The organism is Massilia niabensis (assembly GCF_042655085.1).
GTDB classification, from domain to species: domain Bacteria; phylum Pseudomonadota; class Gammaproteobacteria; order Burkholderiales; family Burkholderiaceae_D; genus Telluria; species Telluria niabensis.
Genome location: NZ_JBHSMU010000008.1, coordinates 206,086 through 231,403, shown reverse-complemented (window position 1 = coordinate 231,403; position 25,318 = coordinate 206,086). Strand labels below are relative to the sequence as shown.

General features: G+C 62.0%; 21 protein-coding genes and 1 tRNA gene. 10 read left to right on the top strand and 12 right to left on the bottom strand.

Features of this window, described 5'->3' with window-relative positions; genetic code table 11:
* Positions 1-11 precede the first annotated feature (11 nt).
* The gene (locus ACFPN5_RS07950) at positions 12-872 is read right to left on the bottom strand and encodes a class I SAM-dependent methyltransferase (RefSeq protein ID WP_379781881.1); all 861 of its coding nucleotides are present in this window, start codon (positions 870-872) and stop codon (positions 12-14) included.
* Positions 873-974: 102 nt separating this feature from the next.
* Here ACFPN5_RS07950 and ACFPN5_RS07945 point away from each other — a divergent pair, with 102 nt between their 5' ends.
* From ACFPN5_RS07945 to msrA, 4 genes are all read left to right on the top strand, one after another.
* Positions 975-1,982, top strand: coding sequence for an AraC family transcriptional regulator (locus ACFPN5_RS07945; protein WP_379781879.1), 1,008 nt, complete (start codon positions 975-977; stop codon positions 1,980-1,982).
* A gap of 52 nt (positions 1,983-2,034) precedes the next feature.
* Positions 2,035-2,110: transfer RNA gene (locus ACFPN5_RS07940), tRNA-Phe, on the top strand.
* A 184-nt stretch (positions 2,111-2,294) separates the two neighbouring features.
* Positions 2,295-3,158 (top strand): alpha/beta fold hydrolase, encoded by an 864-nt coding sequence (locus tag ACFPN5_RS07935; protein WP_379781877.1) that lies wholly within the window; start codon positions 2,295-2,297, stop codon positions 3,156-3,158.
* 37 nt (positions 3,159-3,195) lie between these two features.
* Entirely contained in the window at positions 3,196-3,711 is a 516-nt protein-coding gene (gene msrA / locus ACFPN5_RS07930) for a peptide-methionine (S)-S-oxide reductase MsrA (protein WP_379781875.1), read from the top strand.
* A 128-nt stretch (positions 3,712-3,839) separates the two neighbouring features.
* Here the strand turns inward: msrA and ACFPN5_RS07925 are convergent, their stop codons facing one another.
* From ACFPN5_RS07925 to ACFPN5_RS07910, 4 genes are all read right to left on the bottom strand, one after another.
* Positions 3,840-4,235 carry an FxsA family protein gene (locus ACFPN5_RS07925; RefSeq protein ID WP_379781873.1) on the bottom strand — a complete coding sequence of 132 codons (396 nt, stop codon included), beginning with the start codon at positions 4,233-4,235 and terminating at the stop codon, positions 3,840-3,842.
* Between the two features lie 258 nt (positions 4,236-4,493).
* Positions 4,494-5,093, bottom strand: coding sequence for a CHRD domain-containing protein (locus ACFPN5_RS07920; protein ID WP_379781871.1), 600 nt, complete (start codon positions 5,091-5,093; stop codon positions 4,494-4,496).
* 278 nt (positions 5,094-5,371) lie between these two features.
* Positions 5,372-5,791, bottom strand: coding sequence for a YgiW/YdeI family stress tolerance OB fold protein (locus ACFPN5_RS07915; RefSeq protein ID WP_379781869.1), 420 nt, complete (start codon positions 5,789-5,791; stop codon positions 5,372-5,374).
* A 42-nt stretch (positions 5,792-5,833) separates the two neighbouring features.
* Positions 5,834-6,043, bottom strand: a complete 210-nt coding sequence (locus ACFPN5_RS07910) for a hypervirulence associated TUDOR domain-containing protein (protein WP_379781867.1) — start codon at positions 6,041-6,043, stop codon at positions 5,834-5,836.
* Positions 6,044-6,431: 388 nt separating this feature from the next.
* On the opposite strand from ACFPN5_RS07910, the gene ACFPN5_RS07905 reads away from it, so the two are divergent.
* Positions 6,432-6,887 (top strand): fasciclin domain-containing protein, encoded by a 456-nt coding sequence (locus ACFPN5_RS07905; protein WP_379781865.1) that lies wholly within the window; start codon positions 6,432-6,434, stop codon positions 6,885-6,887.
* Between the two features lie 91 nt (positions 6,888-6,978).
* Here ACFPN5_RS07905 and ACFPN5_RS07900 read toward each other — a convergent pair whose 3' ends face one another.
* The 3 genes from ACFPN5_RS07900 to ACFPN5_RS07890 form a co-directional block, all read right to left on the bottom strand.
* Positions 6,979-7,851 (bottom strand): hypothetical protein, encoded by an 873-nt coding sequence (locus ACFPN5_RS07900; protein WP_379781863.1) that lies wholly within the window; start codon positions 7,849-7,851, stop codon positions 6,979-6,981.
* A gap of 58 nt (positions 7,852-7,909) precedes the next feature.
* A complete protein-coding gene (locus tag ACFPN5_RS07895) occupies positions 7,910-8,497 on the bottom strand; it encodes a TerD family protein (RefSeq protein WP_379781861.1) in 588 nt (195 codons plus the stop codon).
* Positions 8,498-8,569: 72 nt separating this feature from the next.
* Positions 8,570-9,706 (bottom strand): toxic anion resistance protein, encoded by a 1,137-nt coding sequence (locus tag ACFPN5_RS07890; RefSeq protein ID WP_379781859.1) that lies wholly within the window; start codon positions 9,704-9,706, stop codon positions 8,570-8,572.
* 361 nt (positions 9,707-10,067) lie between these two features.
* Here ACFPN5_RS07890 and ACFPN5_RS07885 point away from each other — a divergent pair, with 361 nt between their 5' ends.
* Positions 10,068-10,724 carry an OmpW/AlkL family protein gene (locus ACFPN5_RS07885; protein WP_379781857.1) on the top strand — a complete coding sequence of 219 codons (657 nt, stop codon included), beginning with the start codon at positions 10,068-10,070 and terminating at the stop codon, positions 10,722-10,724.
* Positions 10,725-11,280: 556 nt separating this feature from the next.
* Positions 11,281-12,915, top strand: a complete 1,635-nt coding sequence (locus ACFPN5_RS07880) for a tetratricopeptide repeat protein (protein ID WP_379781855.1) — start codon at positions 11,281-11,283, stop codon at positions 12,913-12,915.
* Positions 12,916-12,918: 3 nt separating this feature from the next.
* On the opposite strand, the gene ACFPN5_RS07875 is transcribed toward ACFPN5_RS07880, so the two are convergent.
* Genes ACFPN5_RS07875 through rdrA form a run of 3 tightly spaced genes read right to left on the bottom strand, consistent with a single transcriptional unit; the run spans position 12,919 to position 18,775 of the window.
* A complete protein-coding gene (locus ACFPN5_RS07875) occupies positions 12,919-13,563 on the bottom strand; it encodes a hypothetical protein (RefSeq protein WP_379781853.1) in 645 nt (214 codons plus the stop codon).
* The gene (rdrB, locus tag ACFPN5_RS07870) at positions 13,556-16,138 is read right to left on the bottom strand and encodes an antiviral RADAR system adenosine deaminase RdrB (RefSeq protein ID WP_379781851.1); all 2,583 of its coding nucleotides are present in this window, start codon (positions 16,136-16,138) and stop codon (positions 13,556-13,558) included. Before rdrB ends, ACFPN5_RS07875 begins: the two co-directional genes overlap by 8 nt.
* 18 nt (positions 16,139-16,156) lie before the next feature.
* Positions 16,157-18,775: an antiviral RADAR system adenosine triphosphatase RdrA gene (gene rdrA, locus ACFPN5_RS07865; RefSeq protein ID WP_379781849.1), complete on the bottom strand. Its 2,619-nt coding sequence runs from the start codon at positions 18,773-18,775 to the stop codon at positions 16,157-16,159.
* A 515-nt stretch (positions 18,776-19,290) separates the two neighbouring features.
* On the opposite strand from rdrA, the gene ACFPN5_RS07860 reads away from it, so the two are divergent.
* The 3 genes from ACFPN5_RS07860 to ACFPN5_RS07850 are packed head-to-tail and all read left to right on the top strand — an operon-like array spanning position 19,291 to position 22,303.
* Positions 19,291-20,061 carry an HpcH/HpaI aldolase family protein gene (locus ACFPN5_RS07860; protein WP_379781847.1) on the top strand — a complete coding sequence of 257 codons (771 nt, stop codon included), beginning with the start codon at positions 19,291-19,293 and terminating at the stop codon, positions 20,059-20,061.
* Positions 20,062-20,108: 47 nt separating this feature from the next.
* On the top strand, positions 20,109-21,005 hold the full coding sequence (gene glxR / locus ACFPN5_RS07855; RefSeq protein ID WP_379781844.1) for a 2-hydroxy-3-oxopropionate reductase: 897 nt from the start codon (positions 20,109-20,111) through the stop codon (positions 21,003-21,005).
* Entirely contained in the window at positions 21,002-22,303 is a 1,302-nt protein-coding gene (locus ACFPN5_RS07850) for a glycerate kinase type-2 family protein (protein ID WP_379781841.1), read from the top strand. The genes glxR and ACFPN5_RS07850 overlap by 4 nt, the downstream gene beginning before the upstream one ends.
* 52 nt (positions 22,304-22,355) lie before the next feature.
* Here ACFPN5_RS07850 and ACFPN5_RS07845 read toward each other — a convergent pair whose 3' ends face one another.
* Complete coding sequence (locus ACFPN5_RS07845; protein WP_379781838.1) at positions 22,356-25,307, bottom strand: bifunctional diguanylate cyclase/phosphodiesterase; 2,952 nt, start codon at positions 25,305-25,307, stop codon at positions 22,356-22,358.
* Positions 25,308-25,318 lie beyond the last annotated feature (11 nt).

Below are 25,318 nucleotides of genomic sequence, written 5' to 3'. Positions count from 1 at the left end.
TTCGACGTCCCTCAGGCGCTGCGTTTGATGATCACCGCCTCCAGGTACTCCGAGGGCACGACGAGCGAGGCCTTGCCGGCCGTGTTGAAGCGCTCGAGCAGCGTGATGATGTCGTGTTCGAGCGCAGCCTGCCCGTGGGCGTCGAGCGCGCCGAACGCCTTGTACACAGGGCCGTAATAGTCCCGGAAGATCTGCACCCAGTGCGCGGGCGACGCGTAGCGCATCAGGAAATTGCGGCGCGTGGTGCGGATGTCGGCGGCGGCGTCGCCGAACAGTTCGCCGAGATAGGCTTCCGTCCCCCACAGCAAGGGCGACATCACGCCCGCCGGCGGCGGCACGTACTTGCCGATCGTCTTGAACAGCTGGCCGATGAAACTGTCGGGTGTCCAGCTTGCCAGGCCGATGCGCCCGCCCTCGCGCACCACGCGCATCAGTTCACCTGCACTGCGCACATGGTCGGGCGCGAACATCACGCCATAGGTCGACAGGGCGACGTCAAAGGCGCCGGCCGGAAACGGTAAATCCTCGGCATCGGCCACGCGAAATTCCACCTGCAGCCCTTCGGCGTCGGCGCGCGCGCGGCCCTTGTCGAGCAGGGCCAGCACATAATCGGTCGAGGTGACGCGGGCGAAGCGGCGCGCCGCGGCCAGCGTCGCATTGCCGTTGCCGGCGGCAACGTCAAGCACGGTTTCGCCGGCGCGGATGTCGGCCGCCTCGGCGAGGGTTTCGCCGACGATCTGCAAGGTCACGCCGATGACGGCGAAGTCGCCGCTGGCCCAGGCCGCCTGCTGGCGCCCCTTGATGGCAGCGAAGTCCGGCGCGGCCGAGGGACGCGTTGTCACGGAAGGGGTCGATTGCGTTGATTTGTCCATGGTGGCATCCTCCATGTTCGCACTTCAAAAATACCAGTATCGTGCGTGGAGGTGCCCGCGACTTGACCGAGCGTCGGCCCCTTTTGCCCGTGCGTCCTGACCATGCAGACCGACACCCTGTCCGATGTGCTGCGCTCGGTACGACTGCGTGGCGCCGTCTTCTACCAGATCGGCTTCCCGGCCATCTGGTCGGTGGAGGCGCCGCCGATGAGCGAGCTCGGCCGCCTGCTGTTTCCCGACGCCGAGCACGTCATGGAATACCACGTACTGTCCAAGGGGGCCGGCTGGGCCGCGGCCGCCGGGCTGGCGCCGGTGGCGCTGCGCGCCGGCGACGTCGTCATCCTGCCGCACGGCGACGGCCACGTGCTCTCGAGCGACCCGGAACAGCAGCCGGCGCGGATCGATCCCGATTGGGTAAAAGCGACGCGCGACGCACCCAAGCCGATCCCGGTCGTGTTCCACTCGCAATACGAGTTCACCTGGGGCGAACATGCGGCGCCTGCGGACAACGAACTGGTGTGCGGCTTCCTCAGCTGCGACCGCCATCCATTCAATCCCCTGCTCGACGCCCTGCCGCGCCTGCTGCATCTGCCGGCCTGCAACGGCACCAGCGCACACGCGGAAATCGGCGCGCTGGCGTTGCGCGCCGACCGCGGCCTGCCGGGCGCCGCCGCACTGCTCGAGCGTGCCAGCGAAACCATGTTCATCGACGCCCTGCGGCGCTACCTCGAACACCTGCCCGCCAACAGCACCGGCTGGCTGGCCGGGCTGCGCGACCCGCAGGTCGGGCGCGCCCTGGCCCTGATCCACCGTTCCCCTGCGCGCCCCTGGACGATCGACGACCTGGCGCGCGCCGCCGGCCTGTCGCGCTCGGTGTTCTGTGCGCGCTTCCTGCGCCTGCTGGGCCAGCCACCGATGCAATACCTGGCGCGCTGGCGCATGGAGGCCGCCGCCGGCCTGCTGCGCGGCAGCCGTGCGCCGGTGGCTTCGGTGGCGCTGGAAGTGGGCTACGAATCGGAAGCGGCGTTCGCGCGCGCCTTCAAGCGCGAGGTCGGCACCTCGCCGGCACGCTGGCGGCGCATGCAGCACGCGACTGAAAATGAGTCCTGAAACATAAGAAATTATGGACGAGACACTACTTCATGCTAAAATTCGCCGCCTTGGCCTGGTAGCTCAGTTGGTAGAGCAGAGGATTGAAAATCCTTGTGTCGGTGGTTCGATTCCGCCCCGGGCCACCAAGAACATACTTCACGCAACGCCAACCATCACTGGTTGGCGTTTTGTTTTTGGATTTCGCAGTCCTTGTGTCCGATCCATTTCCGGACCTTCATCCCTCGCAAAAATTCCTAACGAACGCAGTCGTTGTGACCGCTGCGGTAGGCTTGCAGCCTACGCACGCCCGTGCGATGGGGAGGATCGATCATGCATCATATTCGTTGCGGCACCGGCAAGCCTTTGCTGCTGATTCATGGCCTGGGCGGTCGTTGGCAGAGCTGGAATCCCGTTCTGGCGGATCTCGCGACGAGGCGCGAAGTCATCGCGGTGGACCTGCCCGGCTTTGGCCAGACGCCGAGGCTGGCCGGCGAAACCTCGATCCGCACCCTGGCCAATGAGACCGCCGCCTTCCTCCATGCCCATGGCCTGAGCGGCATCGATGCAGTCGGCAGCTCGATGGGTGCGCGGCTGGTGCTGGAGCTGGCGCGACGCGGCGGGATCGTCGGCGGCGTGGTAGCGCTCAATCCAGGCGGTTTCTGGCAGGGATGGGAGCGTCACGCGTTCTTCAGCTCGATCTACCTGTCGATCCGGCTGCTGCGGCTGCTGCGCCCGGTATTGCCGGCGGTTTGCGCCAACCCACTTGGTCGCGCTTTGTTGCTGGCACAATTTTCTGCCCGGCCGACAAAGCTGGCGCCGGACACCGTGAGCGACGAATTGTGCAGCTATGTGGCCTCGCCAGCTTTTGATGAACTGCTGGCCCAGCTCGCCTACGGTGAGGAGCAACAAGGGGCTCCGCGCAACAGCATCGTGCATCCGCTCGTCATTGGCTGGGGACGGCGTGACCGGGTCTGCTTTCCGCGTCAGGCCAGGCGTGCGCTGGCCTTGTTCCCGGACGCTCAACTGCACTGGTTCGATCGCTGTGGCCATTTTCCGCACTGGGATGCTCCGGCGGAGACCGCACAGCTGATTCTGAGCGCACTTGCCGGTGCGCGCGCCAATGCTGCGGTCGGGCTTTCACACGCGCGCCATGAAGACCGTCCTGAACAATCCTTAGTCCTGCAGCTGCCATAATCGACTGGTCCACCACTCATTCAAGCAAAGGAAATCAATGACAGCTCACACTGAAACCGCCATCCTGGCCGGCGGCTGCTTCTGGGGCATGGAGGAATTGCTGCGGCGCATACCCGGCGTGCTTTCAACACGCGTCGGCTACACCGGCGGCGACGTGCCCCACGCCACCTACCGCAACCATGGCACGCACGCGGAAGCGCTCGAACTGGTGTTCGATCCGGGCCAGATCAGCTATCGCCAGATCCTCGAATTTTTCTTCCAGATCCACGATCCGACCACGGCGAACCGTCAAGGCAATGATCGGGGGATGAGCTATCGCTCCGGCATTTATTATCTCGACGACGCACAAAAGCGCATGGCCGAGCAGACCATCGCCGACGTCGACGCGTCCGGGCTCTGGCCCGGCAAGGCCGTCACCGAGATCGTCGCGGCGGGGCCTTTCTGGGAGGCCGAGCCGGAACACCAGGATTATCTGGAACGCAATCCGAACGGGTACACCTGCCATTTCATCCGGCCGGGCTGGAAGCTGCCCGTCCGCCAGGAACCAGCGTAAGCCGAGGAGTGGAAATCCTTGTGCCGGTGCTTGGATTCCGCCCCGAGCCACCAGGAATTCAGCAGTAAAGCAAAACGCCAACCCATGCAGGTTGGCGTTTTCGTTTCCGAACTCGAGGCGATCAACCCTCAATCTTTCTTTTCCCTGAATTCACCATCAATCACCCTGTCGTCGGTGCTTTTGCGGGGTTGTTGACCAGTGAATTTGAAGACGGAGGATAACATTCGATCGAATATCGCCCGCCTCAACCAGGGGAATGTAAGAAGGAACGCCGTCGCGAAACCTGTAAACGCTACGGGCACGTAGTCGCCTCGCGACAGAAAGTGCAACAAGCAGAGGCCGAGTATGCCCACGATGAGTGGTCGACGGACAGGTTTGGGTAGCAGGCCAACAACGCGCAGCTTTCCTTTGCGTATCCACGGAAATCTTGCAAAGAGAGCGCCAAGCAGCAGTCCTACCACGACCCGGCCCGTGCCGAGATAATCGGCCAACACGCCGATGACAAGGAAACCGGTGTAGGTCATCGTGCTGGCCAACGCTGCCAGCACCAATAACGCGACAGCGGCCGTTAGCTTTGGCGTACGTATCGCCGCTCTGACTAAAAAACCTAGGATTTGTGTACTCCTGCAAATGGGCTATCGCAAATTCTAACAGCACTCTCCGGTGCCAGTGCTTTTCAACCGGTACCGGGTACGGCGCGGCGCGGATGAGATGCATCGGCAACGATGCAACGACAACGCCACCCGAAGGTGGCGTTGTCGTTTCACGAGCAGGAAAGCTTATCAGGATTGCGCGACTCCGCGCCGGCGCCGTAGCGTGGCCAGGCCTGCCGCACCGAGCCCGAACAAGGCGATGCTGCCCGGCTCCGGTACCTCGGTGAGGAAGCCACGAATTTCCCCGGGCAGGAAAGCGGTCGTATGGATGTTCAGGTAGGCCTGGCCGGACGCGAGTCCCGCCAGGAATGCCCGCCGGGCGCTTTCCGCGCTGCCGCCATTATTATTAATAAAGTTGGTGTTGTAGGTGCTGGGATTGAGCAGATCGAAAGTTTCGGTGTAGCTGCCTGAGGTAACGCCGAGTGGGAAGGCGGGAAAGGTCGGCAGCGAAGTGGCCACGCCTGCCGTGCCCGTGAACGGAAGCAGCGTGCAGCAATGGATGTGGGACGCAGTGGTGGGCGCCGTCAAGTTCGAAAAGCTCGCGTTCACCGTCATCATGTTGGTCTCATCGTCGATGAGTACCCTTGTCCGGCCGGTAGCGGGCGAGTTGTTTGGCATGTCCTCGTTCGCGCCGTTCAGAATTGAAGAGTACGTAATGATGGCGGCGTGCGCAGCTCCGCTCAACGAACAGAGCAGGGACATGGACAAGCCGAGGGCAAGGCGTTTCATGACGACTCCTTCAATAAAGTGGATGTGCCATGCAATCAGCATAAAGCGTGCCGATGCGCCAGTACGGGGCAATAATGGTCCCGGATATACGAAGCTCGTGTGAATGTGTAAAGCCGGTCGACAATCAAAAAATACCAACCGTCATCACCAGGTTCCTGACGGTATCGTGAAAAGGAGCAGTCGAGCTCTGCCTCGAACATCCGTTATGTCGGTAGTTCGACTCCGCCCCGGGCTACCTGAATAAGATATCCAGGCAACCCGTGGCGCCGCAGTAACCGTCAGCGGCCTGCCGCCGCGGTCACCACCTTGATCTGCTTGACGTCAAGGGTTGGCTCGCCAACCAGGTCCTTGTCAAATTCGCCGACCAGTTCGACCATCGTGTTCTGGTCGATGCGCACGCCTTGCGGGAACAGGTCGTCGTCGATCTCTACCGTCATCTTGCCGCTGGCGTCGGCGAACTCATACTCTTCGTCGTCCTTGTGGCTGACCAGCTTGCCCTGCAGGCGCGCGTACTGGTCGTCCTTGCCCTTAGCAAGCAAGTCCTTCGCCGTCATCAGAGGAGCGTTCGTCATGCCGGCCTTGCCTTTTGTTGCCGCCTTGCTCGCGGTAGGCCCCGCATAACCGCTCGGCTGTGCCAGGGCCAGGGGTGCCGCGGCAAGCGCGGCGGCGATGACGGACAGTTCAACAATGCGTTTCATACGTGCTCCTTTTCGTAGTTCATTGCAACAGGGAGGATGTGCTCAGACTTTTTCCAGTGCTTCCGGCTTGTGCGCGGCCTCAGCCCCGGTCTTGTCGCTGACGACCAGGTATTCAGGATGGTCCTGCGAGGCGGCGACGTGATGGCCCTTGATGTGCGTCGATGCGGTCAGCTTCTTCTTGATCGTCCCGCTGACCGTGCCTTGCGGCGAGTGCCACCGTACTTTGTCGCCAACCTTGAATGCGTCTTTCATGGGGGGCTCCTTGTCATGGATAGCGGCGCACGCACCGCTGCTGTTGAAACAAGGCTAGCAGATGCTCCTGATCGGTGACGTTCGCCAGCGGGCGGAGCGGGCAGCAGGAAGGCACGGCAGCACCAGTCCGCCCAGGTCGGCTGGCACGCGCGCAACCAGGCGACGATGGGACAGAAACGGTACAACGCCAGGGTAGCGGCGATACCGGATCTGGCGCACCTCCAGCGATACCGGCCCTGTGCAGATGTGCTCGCCACTCACATGTCCCAATGTTGTCACGATAATCTTCAAGAATGAAGAGACAATACTTGGACAATTTGAATTGGGCGGCTTACATTAAGGACATGCCAGTTCACCATGAACTGCTGCCAACCCAGAGGAGCCTCACATGAAGAAGATCCTGTTTGCCCTGCCGCTCGCGATGGCGATCGGTTCCGCCCAAGCCGCCGACATCGTCGATACCGCCAAGTCCGCCGGCAGCTTCAATACCCTGGTCGCCGCCGTCCAGGCCGCCGGACTGGTCGATACCTTGAAGGGCCCGGGGCCGTTTACCGTCTTCGCGCCGACTGACGCCGCCTTCGCGAAAATCCCGAAAGCCAAGCTCGATGCACTGCTCAAGGACAAGGCGGCCCTGACCAAGGTGCTGACTTACCACGTGGTGCCCGGCAATGTGATGGCCGCCGATGTCAAACCAGGCAGTGTCAAAACGGTCGAGGGCAGCTCGCTGATGGTCGGCATGAAAGGCGGCAAGGTCATGGTCGACAAGGCGAATGTCACCAAGACTGACATCGCGGCCGACAACGGCGTGATCCACGTCATCGATTCGGTGATCATGCCTAACTAAGTTTTCACGGGCACAGCCTTGCCCTGTTCAAACAGAACGCCAACCGTCACCGGTTGGCGTTGTCGTTTGTGGATGACCCGGCAGGACGTCGTTAATGACCGCCCTGCGCCTGCGCCATCTCAAGCGCAGGCAAGGTGACCGTCAGGAACGAGGATATTTGACCGATCAGCTCAGCGGCTTGCTGGCGCACCTGCCCCATCTGCATGATCGACAGCTCTGCCTGGCGCACTGCCTGCTGGATCAGGGTGCGGCGCTGGATCAAAGCATCCGACAAGGTCGCATCGAGCGCACCGCCCGCGAGTGTCGCCACAACGGCGAGCGCAGCCGAGTGCAGGCTCAGGTTTTCGGCCGACTCCTCCAGGTTGCGCATCGCGACTTCGCTGTCGGCCATGAGCTGCAGGAGCTGCACACGGGCGGAGGTCAGCGCCGGCTTGTACTCGGCAGGCGATGGCGGGCGGCGGAACAGCTTGCCGAACATGCCCGTCGGCGCTTTGGTGCTCTCGAGCGCGGCGTCGAGTAGCGTGGGCACGGCCATTTGTGCGAATTTTAGCACCAGCTCGGTGACGGGCTGGAGCAGCGCGGCCTGCTCCATCAACGGTTGCTCCGCCCACTCCGTGACCAGCGCCAGCCGGACCGGCAGGAGGCGGCGGAACAGCGCGGCCAGGCGCCCCTCCGCGTGTTCGAACAATGCCGGATAATCGGCCCTGGCGGTTGCCAGGGCATCGCGCACCGCCGGATGGTCTTCGCTGTCGAACAGCGCCCGGGCTACAGGTTTCTGGGTCACACCTGAAGGCGCCGCGGGCAGCTCATCGAATGACAGCACCCGGGGCGGGCTGTCGGAGGCGAGCGGCGCAGCCTCGTCGCCGAAGTCGAACGCTTTCGGCACAGCGGAAGGGCTGACCGGCTCCGGGGCAGGCTCCGGCTCCTCGCCGAAGTCGAATGCCTTGGGCGTCTGGTGTGTCATCGGCTGCTTGGCGGCGGGAGCCGGCGCTTCGATGAAAGGCAGGCGCGCGTGGCCGTCCTCAGACGGTGCCGCCGAGCTTGCGGATGAAGGTCGCCAGGTTCAGCTTGAAGCCGGCGCCGACGGCCTGGAAGCGCCATTCGCCATCCTTGCGGTACAGCGAGCCGAACTGCAGCGCGGTCTTATCCGAGTAGTCTGCGTCCAGGTCGTATTCCGCGAGCACTGCGCCGGTCTCGTCGTTGTACACCTTGACGTAGGCATCCGTGACACGGCCGAAGGTCTGCTTGCGTGCATCGGCCTCGTGGATGGTGACCACGATCGGCATTTCCACGACTGCCGGGTCGACCTTGCCCAGGTCGACGGTAATGACTTCATCGTCGCCATCCTTGTCGCCCGTGCGGTTGTCGCCGGAGTGCACGACGGCCCCATCCGGGGAGGTGGTGTGGTTGTAATAGACGAAGTGGGCGTTGCTGATCATGACCGGGTCGTCGTCCGCGTTTTTCCTGCACAGGAATACCGACGAGTCGAGGTCAAAGGGCTGGCCTTCGGTCGCGTTGACCTTCCATCCGAGGCCGATACGAACACGCTTCAAGCCCGGGGCGGTTTTTTCGAGATTGATACGATGGCCAGTCTGGAGCGTCGTCGACATACACTTTCCTTATATGGTGAGAATGGTATTTTCGCTGGAATGCGCACCCGGGGCAACGGGTGACGTCACTTATCAGGCCCCGGTTGGCGAAAACCGCGTAATCAACTCACGCTCGAGTTCCTGCAGTTTCGGCAGCTCTTCCTTGCGTCGCTGCTGGCCTTCGTTCGAGATCTGCTCGAGCTTGTCGAAAGCGGTCATCAGTTGGGTCTGGACGTGCTGGGCGGTTTCCAGGCTGACCAGGGAACGCTGCTTGGCGCGGGCCACCGTCTCGGTATTTTCCAGCAACATGTCAGCCTGGGCGCGGAATGCCGCGTCGGTGGCGTCGTACGCCGCGTTGGCGACCGCCGCGCTCTGCTTGGCCTCGAGTTGCAGCAGGTAGAGCGAGAACACGTTGCGCCAGGCCGGAATCGACACGTTGACGATATCCGTGAAGGTGTCCGTCAGCGCCCTGGCATTATCTTGCGACAGGCGGATTTGCGGCACCATTTGGGTGGCCATCAGCATGGCGCGGCGCAAATCGTCGATGCGTTTTTCGAGACGCTCGAGCCGGCGCTTGAGCTCAGTGGCCTGCTGCGCCTCGAAGGCGTTGGCTGGCGCAGCCTGCTGCGCGACCGCCTGCCTGAGTTGCTCCGCCCAGGCTTCGCCCTTCCTCACGTCGGCATCCAGGCCCTGGTAGTACATTTCCAGGCCCTTGTACATTTCATCGAAATCGTGGATGCGTCCCCTGTGCACATTGGCATGGCGTGTCATCTCCGCAACCAGGGTGTCCATGCGCGATTCGACTACCTGGTACTGCGACAGCATCTTTTCCTTGACCGAGCCGAACATGTTCGTCACGCGCGACATCAGGCCGCCCGAGCGGAGCTTGGCCGGGTCCAGCCCCTTGGAGGTGGCAATCAGTTCGTTCAGCTGCGTGCCGAACACATCCGCGTCCGACGCACGCACGGTGCCAAGCAACTTGGCCGATATCTTCGCCACGCCCGTGCCCGTGTTGCCGCCCAGGGCCTCGATGGCCTTGTCGTCGATACCGGAGACATCGACACGGACCAGCGGGGCCGCGCTCGCCTCCGGACGCAATGCCGGCAGCGCGTCCGGCGTGCTGGCAAGACTCGGGAACGGCGCCATTGCTGGCGCCGGTGCGGGCGATGGCGCCAGCGGCACCGCAGATGCTGCGTTCGCTTCTTCGTCAGAGGAGAACAGCGGTTTCATAGGGTTCCTTCAGGTTTTGAAATGACAACATTCATAGGGTACCACCGGCGGCAGCGTAGAGGATTGAAAATCCTTGCGTCGGTGGTTCGATGCAGCCCCGGGCCACCAAGAACATCGTTCACGCAACGCCAACCATCACAGGTTGGCGTTTTTGTTTCCGGAACTGGAAGTCCTCGTGTCCGGTCTATTTCCGGGCTTCCGTCGAGCACCCTGGTGTCCTGTTGTTGGGATTCAGACGCTGAGCGGATTGGTACGGAAGGCGCGGAATTTACTTCAATCAATTCAGGCATTGGTATAATCTCGACTGGAACACCTTGGCCCTGCCCGGCCGGCTCAATCGCCTGCCGGCTCTGGAGGATGCATGCAGAACCCCACTTTGATCGTCAAACGCACCGCACTGGTGTGCACCATGCTGGCGTGCCAGGCCGCGCACGCCCAGTTCGACTTGCACCGCGTGAGCGTGCGGGCAGGCCCGACCACGATCGTCCCCAATGTTACGAGCGGCTACCTGAGCGGCCCCAGCGCGCCCGGGACCCAGATCGACGTCGACTCCGCAAGCGGGATCACGGGCGGCCTGAACTATGCGCTGACCGACAACATTTCGATCGACTTCCCGCTGGACCTGCCGTTCCGGTTCGACGTCAACGGCGCGGGCTCGCTCAACGGGGCCGGCAAACTGGCCGACATCAAGGCGCTGCCGATTTCGCTGCTGGCGCAGTACCGCTTCGGCAACGCCGCCAGCGTCGCCAGGCCTTACGTCGGCGCCGGTGCGGCGTACACGCGCTTCTATGGCGCCCGCAGTTCCGCACTGCTCACCCCCGTCACCCTGTCGATGAAAAACCGCTGGAGCAGAACCGCCCAGGTCGGTGTTGACGTGCCATTCAACGCCAGGTGGTCGCTCGATATTGCCGCAACCTATGTGCATTTGAAGACCACCGGCTCGCTGTCGACTGGCCAGACCATCGACGTCGCGCTCAACCCGATGTCCTGGAGCCTGGCGCTGGCGTACCGGTTTTAAGCTGCCAGGCCGGCCGCTGTTGTTCAATTGCTGGGAGCGGAAAATCCAAGGTCGAGTGCGACCAATGTCAACGATGCGTCCTGACTGATCAGCCGGCGCATCGCCTCTTCCCCCGAACGGCGCTCCAGAAAACCTGCGGACTCGTGTTGAGCTGGTCACTAAACAGCGCGATTGCGCTGTGGTTCGCAGGTCCAGTTATCACGCCAACATCGGTTTCCGTGCAATAAGCTTGAGGCCTGAATTCGCGTACAAGGTTTGATCTCGCGCAAGCCAAAAGTTCGCCTACGAAACTTGGAACTCTGGCCTGGATTCCAATAGCGATATCCGCATTATCCACACGGCAGCGATGCCGGGGGGGGAGGAGTCATGAGACCGCGATTCGTACTGCTTTTCGCTGCCACTGCCGCAGCGTCCGTCCTCCTTGCCGTGCCCTCCACGCAGGCCGGGCGCGAGGCCAAGGCCCAACCAAAGCCCCGTCGCCTTCGATCCGCTGTTCGCCCCCGGAGCCGCATGCTCGCCGGCACAACCAGGACGCCCGCCCCTGCTCGACAGCCTGGTGCTGGCGCAGGCGGAAACCCGACCATTCCAGCCGGGCCAGCAGCCGCCCGCCAAGGCGCCGCCGGCCCCGGCCGGGCCGCCCCCGCTGTATGACAACCTCGGCACCCTGCACGTGCCGATCACGACCAAAAACCCAAAGGCACAGGCCTACTTCGACCAGGGCATGCGGCTGACCTTTGCGTTCAACCACGCCGAAGCGGCGCGCGCATTCCGCGCCGCGCAGGCACTCGATCCCGGCTGCGCCATGTGCTACTGGGGCGAGGCCCTGGTACTGGGTCCCAACATCAATGCGCCGATGTTCCCCGAGGCGGTCGCACCGGCCGTCCAGGCCGCTGCCACGGCCATGCGCCTCGCGAAAAGCGCCACGCCCGCCGAGCAGGCCCTGATCCGGGCCGTTTCCCAGCGCTACAGCGCTGCTCCGAATGCCGACCGGGCCACGCTCGACAAGGCCTATGCCGACGCCATGGCCGCGGCGGCACGTGCCCATCCCAACAACGACACCATCCAGGTGCTGTTCGCCGAATCGCTGATGGACCTGTCGCCCTGGGATTACTGGGCCGCCGCCGGCACCCAGCCGAAGAACCGCACGGCCGAGACGGTCGATGCGCTCGAACGCGTCCTCGAGCGCAACCCCAGCCATCCCGGCGCCGCGCACTATTACATCCATACGATGGAAGCCTCGGTCAAGCCCGAAAAAGCCCTGCCTGCCGCGCGCGTGCTGGCGCGCCAGATCCCAGGGGCGGGGCACGTCGTGCACATGCCTTCCCACATCTATTACCGGCTCGGCATGTACCGGGAAGCGCTGCAGTCGAACGTGGAAGCCGTCGCCGTCGACGAGAAGTATTTCGCCTCCTCGCCCAGCGATCCCGTCTACCGCAGCGCCTACTATCCGCACAACATCCACTTCGTGATGGTGTCCGCGCTGATGGGAGGCGACGGCAAGACGACCCTGGATGCCGCTGGCAAGCTCGACAAGGCGGTCGGCGCCGATGCGGTCAAGGCCATCGGCGCGCTGCAACCGGTCAAGTCGGCGCCCTACTTCGCCCACGTCCAGTTCAGCAGCCCGGACGTGCTGCTGTCCCTGCCCGATCCGGGGCCCGACTTCGTGCTGGTCAAGGCGATGTGGCACTACGCGCGCGCCATCGGCCACGTGCGCAAGGGGGACGCCAGCGGCGCGAACCGCGAGGTAGCCGCCCTCGAGCGCATCGAGCGCAGCAGCGACTTCAAGCCGCTCACCGACTGGGCTATACCGGGGCGCGAAATCGTCCAGACGGCCAGAGCCGTGGCGCGCGGTCGCGTCGCCGACCTGCAGGGCAGGCTGCCGGACGCGATCGCCGCCTACCGCGAAGCCGTGACGATCCAGGATGGCCTGCCCTACATGGAACCGCCCTACTGGTATTACCCGGTGCGCCAGTCGCTCGGCGTGGCGCTGCTGCGCACCGGCCAGCTCGACCAGGCCGAGCAGGTCTTCCGCACCTCGCTGGCGCGCACCCCGAGCAACGGCTGGGCGCTGCGCGGGCTGATGGAGGTGTACCGCGTCCGTGGCGATAGCGCGGCGCTGGCAGCTGCCCAGCAGCGCTTTGCGAAAACCTGGCTGGGCAAGCCAGAGGGGCCGGCCTTGTCTGCGCTCTGAGTATCAGCTTCCGACTATTTTCGCTTTAATGGCATCAAGCGTGAAAAACGTGTCACCAACATGGTCCCGATATACATCGACGGCGTAAGCCTCAATCAGTTTTTCTTCTTCTTCCTTCTTGCTATTTCCGGCCGGCTTACGGGAGATGGCCGCAAGACGCTCGAGATAAAACCTGCTTCGCGCAAAGGCTCGGGTATATCCAAATGTCCGATCGGCTATCAATCCGCACGCCAGCAAGAACACAGCGTGGATGAAGCGCATGACGATCACCGCTTCCATTTCCCCTGTGAACCACATGGCAGGGAGTACGAATACTGCGACCAGCAGTGTTCCGCCGACCCGTTCCAAAAGCCCGTCCCAGCGCCATCCCACGAGCGAAAGAAGCAAGACGAGGGCAATGACAATCTGAACATCGAAATCCATGAGTGGTGCAAACGTCCCCATATCCAGCGTAGAGGATGCATCAACTGCCTTGCCGGTTTTCTCTTCGGCACCACCCCAACTCGCTTTCAGCAACAATAAAGCACCGAAAACGGACGCATAGATAGCGCCAAGCGCAGCGAGGCGCCGGGTACAGAAACTGGCCAGGCTGTAGCGGGCCTCCGCACACAATAATTTGTCATGGAATTCGCTGGCTGGATCATTCAAAATGGGTTTTCTTCTCAAAAATAGGCAAATGATTGCGATTGAATTCGTCTAGCCCGAATTCGCGCAGACGCTCGAGCCAGCTTTCAACGCAGGTACGTGAATAGCCCAGGTCGATTGCGGCTTCACCCAGCAGGGCATACTCGGTGCGCAGCGTGGTCGGCATGATGCCGGGGTCGTCGGTATTGATCAGCACCTTGATCGGTCCCCGCCTCAGGCCAAAACGGTTCCACTGCATGCCTTGTACGAGACAAGTCTCGTTCGGCGGATACCAGCGGAAGATCGGATGCTGGCTGTGGTTCTCGAGGCGGGCGATATACACGTTGGACGTTGGATTGGCCTCGATGATGAGCCCCATGGCGTCATATCGGTTAAGGAGAAAATCTTGCAGGGCACACATGAACTCGAGATCCTCCGCCGTTTCGAAGTCGTGCAGCAGAACGTCGCCCGTTTTTTTTGGTAGCCCATCCATGGCGTCCACATCGCCGCTCGGTTGCCGGACAAGCACATTCTTGATGGACTTTTCTTGATGGGCTTTTTCCTGGCAGTGCAGGTAAATGCGTTCAGCACTTCCCTTCGTGCCATCCCGTCCTGCCATCAGCCGGTCATAATCCGGGACGGCCGCTTCCAGCTGAGGGTCGTACATCCTGACTGGGTTACTTGAAAACTGATAATGGCAATTCCTGCGCAAATCCCAGGCTTCGTACAATTGTTGTGGGGTCGAACGGGAAAATTGCCCGTCGTACCAGCTGGATTCGCGCAGGAACCGTGAAATTCTCCGTTCCAGGCGAGGAACGATCTGTGCGGCGAGGGGCAAGCGGGCGCTCAGGGTGCAAGCTTGGTGCCAAGCCCATACCAGATTGTCGAGATGCTCATCCACGGACAGGATCATGTCGCCGTGGTGTTCGACCCATGTGATTGGTTCGATGCCGAGCGCCAGGCCATGGCCGATCCTGTCCCCGCTGCGCAGCTCGCAAAAGCGTACCGTTTCATCGACGTGACGCAGCCCGGAAAGCGGGTGAGCATAGTCTTCTCCCGCGTGGATGCTCAAATGGAAGCCGGCCGAGCCATGCTCATCGGGAGGCCGCGGCAGCAGCCCGTGCCGCAACCAGCGCAACACCGGCGCGAACACCTCGCTGCGTACCAGGTTCTCGTCGCCGGCAATGTCGAGGCCACGCAACCAGCGACCCGGATTAAAACGGTAATCCGGATTGATGTGACCACCGGCGAATTCGTCCAGATTCCACCCTGATTCGCGGGCGAGCGCCTCCGCAAATTTGTTTGCATCCTCCCAGAGCGCTGCACGAGATCTCACGTATTTCTCGCGCCGCAGAAAGTGAACACAGAAATGCCAGCGTTCGAGTTGCTCGATATACGACTTTACTGTCACCGGAGATGGCGCCATGCCGAACTCCGGGGACGCTACACCGCTATGGCGGGCAACCGCCTTTGCTAGTGTCGCCGTTAGGCCCGCAGAGAATAAGTCGGGCGAAATCTTGATCTCAGCCAGATCCTGTTTGCCAGCGAACATGCGGGCAACCACATCCATCGTGCTGGCATCCACATCGACCGTCTTCCGCAACTGATTGTTATAGTAGAGTTGCGTAAAGCGCGTCAATCCTTGGCCGTCCATAATCAGCTGGTGACGAAGCTGCATCAGCTTGCCAAACAGGTAAAACACCGCAACGCGCACATACTCGTTGCAATCGGCATGGCGATAGCTGTACCAGAGGAATACGACTAGCCAGCGCCAGGCCCTGCTTTGATCGCCGGCCAGCATGGCACGGGCGATCTGTGCCTTCAACCATGGGCCACCTACCTCCGCCTCTAGCCGATGCCGATCCAGCAGGAGGCTCCAGTCGATGTCATCCATCTTTGCTTGCAGCTCGTTGTCGGATAATGCACGAATACAGCGGGAGCGGAAGCTTTCCGGATCCAGAGTGCCGGCCGGGGGCGCCTGCAAATCTGCAGTCAGCAGGGTTGTCGTGAGTTCGCGCAGAGGCCTGAACTCGCTTTGGAATTGATGCGATAGTTCGTCCGCTAAATTGCCCAGTAAGGCTAGCGCATCGAAGTGAATTCCCCCAAGATGCACATGGCCTTCCGCGTAGTGTTTGTTCGGGCGGGGAGGCGGCGCATAGAACGGAAGCTGGCTGTCTACGACGCGCGCAACATCATGCGGCGACGCTTGGCTATCGAGTATCCAGCCGGCGAAATGCCAGCCCACGAGGAGGGTCGGCTCTACCTCTGCGGCCAGCCTTGCGTAGGCTTGCACTTTATCGTCCCGGTACTGCAGAAAGTCGCCGTTTCGCACCATGAGCTGGTGAATAAGTTCGTCAAACAGTGGCCATTTGCCGTCGACGAACAGATCATCGGGCCACCATATGCGAACGGCCCTGTCCAGGTCGTTCAAGCGGAACCGGCGCGGATGGCTGCGATCAAGGTCGCTTACCAATGCTATTCGGCATTTGATCGAAAGCTCTTTATCGTCAGATGGTGACACGGCGGTGCGCAGATAGGCATGCAGGCTTCTGTTCAGATGTTCGCTCGCAAATACCGCACCGGTCGTCAGTTCAGTCAATGACCGTTTAAGCATGCCTTACGTTCCCTTTTTTACCTGCCCTACGCGGTTGATCGCGTCCCGCAGCTTGGGATTCTGATATTTTTCTTCGTAGGCCTTCAAGAGTTCCCTGGCTTTTCCAATAGGCAAATTCAATATCCTGCGTGCAGCTGCGTCGTACTGCTTCTTACCGGTGTACTCGAACAGCCAATCGCTCGGATTCTGCCTCTCTATCCTCCCCTCTACCGCAGTGTTCGTTTCCTTTTTTTCATCAGAGAGCGCTTGCGCCGACGGCACTGGTAATCTATCGGTAAGTAGCTTCAAAGGATGGGATTCGAGCAAGGCCGTGATCGCACCTACCCGGCGGCCGAACTCCGTGACTCCCGATTTCTCGCCCACAAACGGGGTAATGTTCTGGCGATAGAGGTCACTCCTCTGGAAGTCGGCGCCGTCGCCGACGTTGACGGTAGCAATAATTGGCGGAAATCCGTAGCGTTCGCCTTTTTCGAAGCTGCCGAACGCGGCCCAGATACTGTTGAATGCCTTACGGCCCACCCACGCGATGGCGGCAAACGAATCAGGCGCTGACACGGTCCTGCTCGGAGCGTTGAATATCCACGCCTGATTGAAGAACTTGTTCATGACGTTGTACACCAGCCAAGGGGACAGGTGCAGGTCCCGCAACTTCAGTTGCGCCCGCCATTGATTGATGTCGCCCGCCAGTTTGGCCATTTCATCGGTCAGGTCCATGGGGTCGGCTTCGATGTCGGGTACATCGACCTGTTCAATCGCATCCCCTCCCAGCGTCTTCGTCTGCGCCAGCGCGCCAACCGAAAAGAAGGGAGGCCGCGAGAGAACCATAGCAATGTCGGATGCCGTCATATCCCTCATCAGGCTGGTAATGACGAGTTCGAACATGCGCCCAACGCACAGTAACATCCCTGTCTTGTTGCGCTGATAGAAGTTCCGGTGCAAGAGCAATTCGGTCAGCAGTCGCAAGTCGGACTCGACGTTTGCCGCTAAATATGTCCGTGTTGCATTTACTGACACTAGGGGCCCTATTTCGGGCACGGGGTAAGGCAGGATCGTGGCGCTCGACAGCTTCTTGAGCCAACCTTCCGGAACCCGGGCCGATAGTCTCTCCGCCCAGTCGGCTAAGTCGTGAACGGCTTCAAAATGGGGGTGCTGACTTGTCTGCAGCGCAGGTTGGAACAGTGAAGTATCAAATACGCTGATCCATTTATTGCCCTGTCGATTCTTCAGGCTCGCCCAATCGCCGTAAGCTTTCAGCACCAGATACGCTGCGCCGGCTTTGGCGTCGGACCTAAAATGTTCCCCCAACGTGGAAATCCATTGAGCGATCGAGATGCCGTCTAGGGGAGAGCTGTAGTTACGTGGAACTGCGCTGGTACGATCAAGAAATTCCGAATACGCCGTGTCGCGGGAGCTCCGCCGTTCGCTGGTGTCGCCGGTAACTTCCGTACTCTCATAGGTGTGCTTAAATGCCCGAATTGCTGCGAAAGAAATCTGCGGCATCAACATGTGGTGACGCAGCATCTCCTTGCTTAACCTATGATCCGAAATTGCCTTGTCCAACGCCGGAATCAAGCCGCGTACCCGATAAGCTAACTGTGCAAAAGCGCGCAACGTATGGACGGGTACCGGCAGATGGCTGTTTTCAACGCCGTTGACGCGGTCGTTGAGCAGCCCTTCCAGCCACGCATGAAAGTGGGGGAAAGTGAGACTGCCGCTTCCCATTTCACCCAGCACGATCGAATCGTCGCCAAAGTACTGGTCCATATTCGGCATGCTCAGGCGATATTGCAGTGGGAGCACTTTGCGGTGATATTCAGTCGCCAGTTCTTTGGCACGTTCTTTCGCCTGCAGCGCCTCGGATCGACTGTCCTTTAACAGGCGGCGGTGAATGTCGCGCCACGTAACGTCATGGTACAGCCCCGCATCCCCGCTGATCACAGGAAGGACAAGTGGCGAGGTCAGGTAGCGGCGTACCACTTCGAGGTTCTCGAAGGCGCGGTGCAGGGACGTGTCGACATCGTCGACAGGAAGAACAAGCAGCTGCTTACCGAGCAGCTTGAGCACAGCGTCGAAGAACTGATGGACCTCGTTGACGAGTTCCTGGTTGCCGATAAAGGCACGGATCTTGTCCAGCCCCTTCTTGTCGCGCTGTGTTTGCATGTTTTCAAGTGCATGCCCCAGCAGGTGCAGGCGCTTGTACACATTGGTGCGGCCAACCGACTCGTGCGCCAATGCGCCCTTAACATCCTGGTCCGAAAGGACTGCCGCAACGACGATATTGAGGAAAAGATCATCATGGTCTTCCAATAGCGTCGGATCGATCGGCTTCAATACATGCACCCGGCCGAGCAGCTGTTTATCTTCGCTTTCAAGATATGTTTTCAGGTTCAACAGAACCGAGCTCTTACCTGAACCGCGAGCGCCATCCACCAGGACTGCGGCATGGCGCTGATTACTTGCGTGCGGAGTGGAGCGGGTTGCATCGTTCAGTCGTTCCTGCACATGTCCACGCAAGGACCCGTAGACGGCACGGGCCAGCAGGTTGCGAGCATCCGCCTGTGAAGCACTATCGGCTTGGCGAATAGGGAAAAATATCTGTTCCGCTGTGAGGTTTTCCGCCATTTGGAGACCTATATCAAGACGTTAAAATTTAAACCAGATGACAGCCCGGTAACGCTGCGATCAATACTGCAATTTACACATCACAATTCCTGAATGCAATGAATTCTTGAGCGCGTATTTAGCTTTTTAGCGCCTAAGAGGACTCCAGTAAGCGCAGAGATAGGCGACAACCGAACGCAGGAGCTTTCTACCGCCCTGCGAGTCCAGCATTCGCCCTCCATGACATCTCTGCCCAGACCCTGTGCCCTCGGTACAGCTTCGGCTCCTATTTGATCGACGAGGTGTAAAAATAATAGAAGTTGTATGATGACATCAAAAATTGTGCTATGTTTTAGGTCTAGTATATTTATCGCCAAGCTGCAAGAATCAGGCATACACGGGGCATGCGTAGCGCATGACGCCGAGCTACTCCTAAGGAATACGCACCTAGTTGTACGATGTCATACCACTAAACACGCAATCGTAAGCTGTTACATCCAACCATCGGCCCCCAGAGGCCACATCAGGAGGAAGACATGCAGGTGCCAAGCAACCATTTCAAAAGCGCGTTGCGCAACGGCGAGATGCAACTGGGCCTGTGGTCCGGCCTGTCCAGCCACGTCACGGTCGAACTGCTGGCCAATGCCGGCTTCGACTGGCTGCTGCTGGACACGGAACACTCGCCGAACGAACTGCCGATGGTGCATTCCCAGCTGCAGGCGATCGCGCGCGGCACCACCCATCCGATCGTGCGCCCGGTCTGGAACGATACCGTCAACATCAAGCGCTACCTCGACATCGGCGTGCAAACGCTGCTGATTCCGTATGTCCAGAATGCCGAGGAAGCCCGCCAGGCGGTGGCGGCCACCCGCTATCCCCCGCTGGGCGTGCGCGGCTATGCGGCAGCGGCACGCGCCTCGGACTTCGGCAGGATCAAGGACTATCCAACCGCGTGCGAAGAACAACTGTGCGTGCTGGTGCAGGTCGAAACCCCGGAGGCACTGGCGAACATCGAAGCCATCGCCGCGGTCGATGGCGTGGACGGCCTCTTCATCGGCCCGGGCGACCTGGCCGCGTCGATGGGCCATATCGGCCAGGTCGGCCATCCGGACGTGGTCGCCGCCATCGACGACGCCATCGCCCGCATCCGCGCCTGCGGCAAGCCGGCCGGCATCCTCGCCGGCGACGAACGCCTTGCGCGGCACTGGATCGCGGCCGGGGCGAATTTCGTTGCCGTCGGCAGCGATGCCGGCATCCTCGCGCGCGGCGCCGAGCAACTGGCCGCCAAATTCAGGAACCTTGGCTGAAACCTTATTTATAAGCGCATCCCGACACCATTACCAAAGGAAATAACATGAGCAAAATCGGATTCATTGGCCTGGGCATCATGGGCACCCCCATGGCGGGACACCTGCTGCAAGCCGGCCACGAGCTGTTCCTGCATGACGTGAAGCCGCTGCCGGCCGAACTCGCGGACAAGGGCGCGCAGGCCTGCGCCTCGGGCCGCGAAGTGGCCGAGCAGGCGGACATCGTCATCGTCATGGTGCCGGACACGCCGCACGTGGCCGCCGTCCTGTTCGACGCGGGCGGCGTGGCCGAGGGCCTTTCGCCAGGCAAGATCGTGGTCGACATGAGCTCGATTTCGCCGATCGAGACGAAAAAATTCGCCGCGCGCATCAATGCGCTCGATTGCGACTACCTCGACGCGCCCGTCTCGGGCGGCGAAGTCGGCGCCCGCGCGGCCAGCCTGACCATCATGGTCGGCGGCACCCAGGAGGCGTTCGACCGGGTCAAGCCGCTGTTCGACCTGATGGGCAAGAACATCACCCTGGTCGGCGGCAACGGCGACGGCCAGACCACCAAGGTCGCCAACCAGATCATCGTCGCGCTGAACATCGAAGCGGTCGGCGAAGCGCTGCTGTTCGCCTCGCGCATGGGGGCCGACGCCGGCAAGGTGCGCCAGGCACTGATGGGAGGCTTCGCCGCCTCGCGCGTGCTGGAAGTGCACGGCGAGCGGATGGTCAAGCGCACCTTCGATCCGGGCTTCCGCATCGAGCTGCACCAGAAGGACCTGAACCTGGCGCTGTCGAGCGCGCGCGAGATGGGCCTGTCCTTGCCCAACACGGCCACCACGCAGCAGCTCTTTTCGACCTGCGCGGCAAACGGCGGCAAGGCCTGGGACCACTCGGCCCTGGTGCGCGCGCTCGAGATCATGGCCAATTTCGATATCGGCGGCACGGTGCCACAATGACGCCCCCGGCCCCCTCCTCTTCCACTGCGCCACGCGCGCTGCTGCGCGCCATGTTCGACGCTGCCGTCGCCGCCGCCCAGCCGTCGATCTGCCTGCCGCCGCACCTGCCCGCGCCGCCGCGCGGGCGCACGCTGGTCATCGGCGCCGGCAAGGCGTCGGCCGAGATGGCGCGCGTGCTCGAGCAGCATTGGTCGGGCGAATTGAGCGGACTGGTCGTCACGCGCTACGGCTATGCGGTGCCGTGCGAACGCATCGAGATCGTCGAAGCGGCGCACCCGGTGCCCGATGCCACGGGCATGGAGGCCGCCCGCCGCATGCTGGAGATGGTGGGCGGCCTGAGTGCCGATGACCTGGTGATCTGCCTGATCTCGGGCGGCGGCTCGTCCTTGCTGCCGCTTCCGGCACCAGGGCTGGACCTGGCCGACAAGCAGCGCCTGAACACCGCGCTGCTGGCCAGCGGCGCCACCATCGGCGAGATGAACTGCGTGCGGCGCCACTTATCAAGCATCAAGGGCGGCCGGCTGGCAGCGGCCTGCCACCCGGCGCGCGTGGTCACCCTCCTGATCTCGGACGTGCCGGGCGACGACCCGGTCGATATCGCCAGCGGCCCGACCTGCGCCGACGCCACTACCTGCGCCGACGCGCTGGCGGTGCTGCAGCGCCACCGCATCGAGGTGCCGCCGCATGTGCGCGAGGTGCTGGAAAGCGGCCGTGGCGAGTCGGTCAAGCCGGGCGACCCCCGCCTGGCAGGCCATGAAATCCACCTCATCACCGCACCGCAGATGGCGCTCGAAGCGGCAGCGGCCGTGGCGCGCGCGGCCGGGGTGCCGGCGCATATCCTGGGCGACAGCATCGAAGGCGAAGCGCGCGACGTCGGCATCGTCATGGCCGGAATTGCACGGCAGGCGGCCACGCGCGGCCAGCCGTTCACGCCGCCCTGCATCCTGCTCTCCGGCGGCGAGACCACGGTAACGGTGCGCGGCTGCGGGCGCGGCGGACGCAATGTCGAGTTCCTGCTGTCCCTCGGCGTGGCGCTCGATGGCCTGGCAGGCGTGCATGCGATCGCCTGCGACACCGATGGTGTCGACGGGCAGGAAGAGATCGCCGGCGCGCTGCTGGCCCCGGACAGCCTGGAGCGCGCCTATGCCCAGGGCCTGCGCGCCCGCGCGAGCCTGGCCGACAACGACGGCCATGGCTTTTTCGGGGCGCTGGGCGATTCGGTGGTGTGCGGGCCGACGCTGACCAATGTGAACGACTTCAGGGCGATCTATATCGGCCAGGATGCCCTGGTCCGATAGACAATCGAGCAAACGCCACCTTCGGGTGGCGTTTTGTTTTATCGGGGCTTCTTCAGGCGGCCAAGCGTATTTCAATCCGCTCGATCACCTGCATCACGTCTTCGGACGGCACCGGCGGGCTGAAGTAATACCCCTGGCCGATGTGGCACCCGTGGGCGAGCAGCCAATGCATCTGCTCCCGGGTTTCGACGCCTTCGGCCACGATGGTCATCTTCAGGGCATTGCCCATGGCGACGATGGCCTGGGTCAGCTTCTCCGCGTTTGCATCCTCGAGCATACTTGCGGTAAACGATTGATCGATCTTGAGACACTGCAGCGGCAACTGGCGCAGGTAGCTGAGCGAGGAAAAGCCGGTGCCAAAATCATCGAGGGTGGTGGAAATACCCTTTTCGTTCAACGCGCGCAACACACCCTGGGTCTGGCTCAGCTGGCGCATGAAGCACGATTCCGTTACCTCGATTTCCAGGGCAGCGGCGGGAACCTTGTACTCCTTTAATAACTCGGTGAAATACGTCACCAGGTTCGGCGACAGGATATCCGCGATCGAGAGATTGATGGCGATCGGCAGCATCGTCAGGCCGCTGGCGTGCCGCCGGGCCTGTTCTGCGATGGTATTGCGGATCACCCATCGATCGATGTGGATGATCTGGTCGCTGTTCTCGGCGATCGGGATGAATGCGCCAGGCGTGTTCTGGCCGCGGGTCGGGTGATTCCACCGTACCAGCGCTTCGAGGCCGACCACCTTGCGGGTAATCAGATCGACCTTCGGTTGAAAAACCAGGGACAGCTGGTTCCGGTCCACCGCCTCGTTCAGGTCACGTTCGAGCAGGTAGTAGTCCAGCTGGTTTTCCGCCATCGCCATCTCGAACACCACGCTGCGGCTGCGGCCCAGGGATTTCGCCTGGTACAGCGCCAGGTCCGCGTGGCGCAGCAATTCACTCACGGTACGGCCATGGCCCGGCGGGATCGCAATGCCGACGGAAATCCCCAGGCGAAGCTGCTGCCCGTTAATGGCGAACGGGGTGGCAACGGCTTGATGCAGGCGCTCGGCAAACGTCAGCGCGATGGCGGGACTCGGATGCGGGATCTGCAACAGCAGCATGAACTCGTCTCCGCCTAGCCGTGCCAGGAGGTCGAATTCGCGCATTACCGCTTTCAGCCTCAGGCTCAGTTGCTGCAGCACCTGGTCACCGGTTTCGTGGCCATAGGTGTCGTTGATTTTCTTGAAATGATCCAGGTCGAGCAGCATCAGGGCGGTATTGTACTGGCCGTCCTCCAGGCGCCTCGATACCTCGTCCTCCATGGCCCGGCGGTTATACAGCCCGGTGAGATGGTCATGGTGGGCGCGCCAATGCAGGGTTTCCTGCATTTTCCGGTTGCTTTGCAGCTTGTCGACCTCGCTCAGGATCCGCAGCAGGTTTTGCAGCGCATCAGCGTCCATCTGATGCCAGCGATCCGAATGGCCGCGCACCGACTGCTGCCAGACAGCAAAGGATCGTCGTGGCTCGAGGCGCACCTGGCCATCGGGAAGCGCAACAAGCTCCTTTGCAGGTTGCCCGCCCCAGCGCACTTCGCGCACCACTTCCTGCCGGGTCAGGAAACAAAAAATGATGTCGTCGGCATAGCGTTGCGCCAGCAACAGGCCGGCCGCTTCCGGCAGGAACCGGAGCGAGCGCTGTTCGGACGTCAGCAGATCGTCGACCATGTGCACGCTCGGGCTGCGGCTCTGGATGTCCAGCCGCGAGCCGACCTCGTCGAGTATCTGATGCGTGGAGCCATGCCGTGCCCCCGTTCCCCCGACATAGGCGAGGGTGCCGATCTGCACACCCAGGTTGCTCGCGTTAAATGCCGACAACAGCCTGGGCAGCCACACGTCCAGTACCGACGGAATATCGCCGTCCTGGATCAGGGCCTGATGAAACTGGTTCAGCAAGCGGTCGAGCGTGATGCGCTGGTGGACGGTTTCCAGATGGGACAGCGCCTCGATGCGCATGTTGGCGATTTCCGCCAGCAGTTCGCATACCTGGCGCATGCCTTCGCGGATCTGGTACGGGGGCGTCCTGGGTTGATGGTGATGGCAGGCGATCAGCCCCCACAGCTTTCCTTCGCACACGATCGACAAGGTCATCGTGGCACGCACGCCCATATTCCGGAGATAGGACAGGTGCACCGGCGACAGGCCGCGCAATATGCAATGGCTTTGGTCGAGCGGTTCCCCACCCGGCAGTGTGGGAGGCACCAGCGCATCCATCGACGCCTCCACATCGGCCAGCACGCGCAGCTTGTTGGTGAGGTAGAGCGTGCGCGCCTGGGCGGGAACGTCGGAAGCGGGAAAGCGCAATCCCACGTATTTTGGGTCGTACCCTGGGCCGGTGTGCTCGGCCACGACCTCGCCGCACCCATCGGGCAGGAAACGGTAGATCATCGTACGGTCGAACGCGCAGACTTCCTGGATCACCTTGACACACTCGTCGAAAAAGGAATCGAGTCCCGCGGCGCGCCGCAAACGCGCGATTACCTCCCCGAAATCGGCAAATACCTGGTTTTGCCGCTGCACTTCATCGTCGCAGCCGTTCACGGGCAGCCATTCCAGCAGCGCTAGCTCCCCGCGCCGGTGGCCGAGACATTCCCACTGCGAGGCCATGGACTCCACCTGCCCGGGCCCGGCGGCATGCGCGGTCTGCTCGAACCGGGGCCGCCAGCGCAAGGCGACGAGGTGCGATTCCGGCAGCGATGCAATATCGAGTGGTTCAGCAACTGAGTCAGCCCCCTCGACGGGAGCGACCCAATCGGACAGCGGCCGGGAGAGCAGCGCCTCGGCGCCTTCCAGGCCGGGCCAATGCGGCATGATCCCGGCGGAGACCTGGATAATGCACCGGCTCGCCAGGTCGACGACCATCAGGAAACCATAGGACTGCACAGTGCCCAGCAGGTGAATCGGCTCCCGGGCACAGGATTGCTCCAGCTCTGCCGGAATGGTGTCGCTGCGGACATCCGGGTTCATGCTCTCCAGCT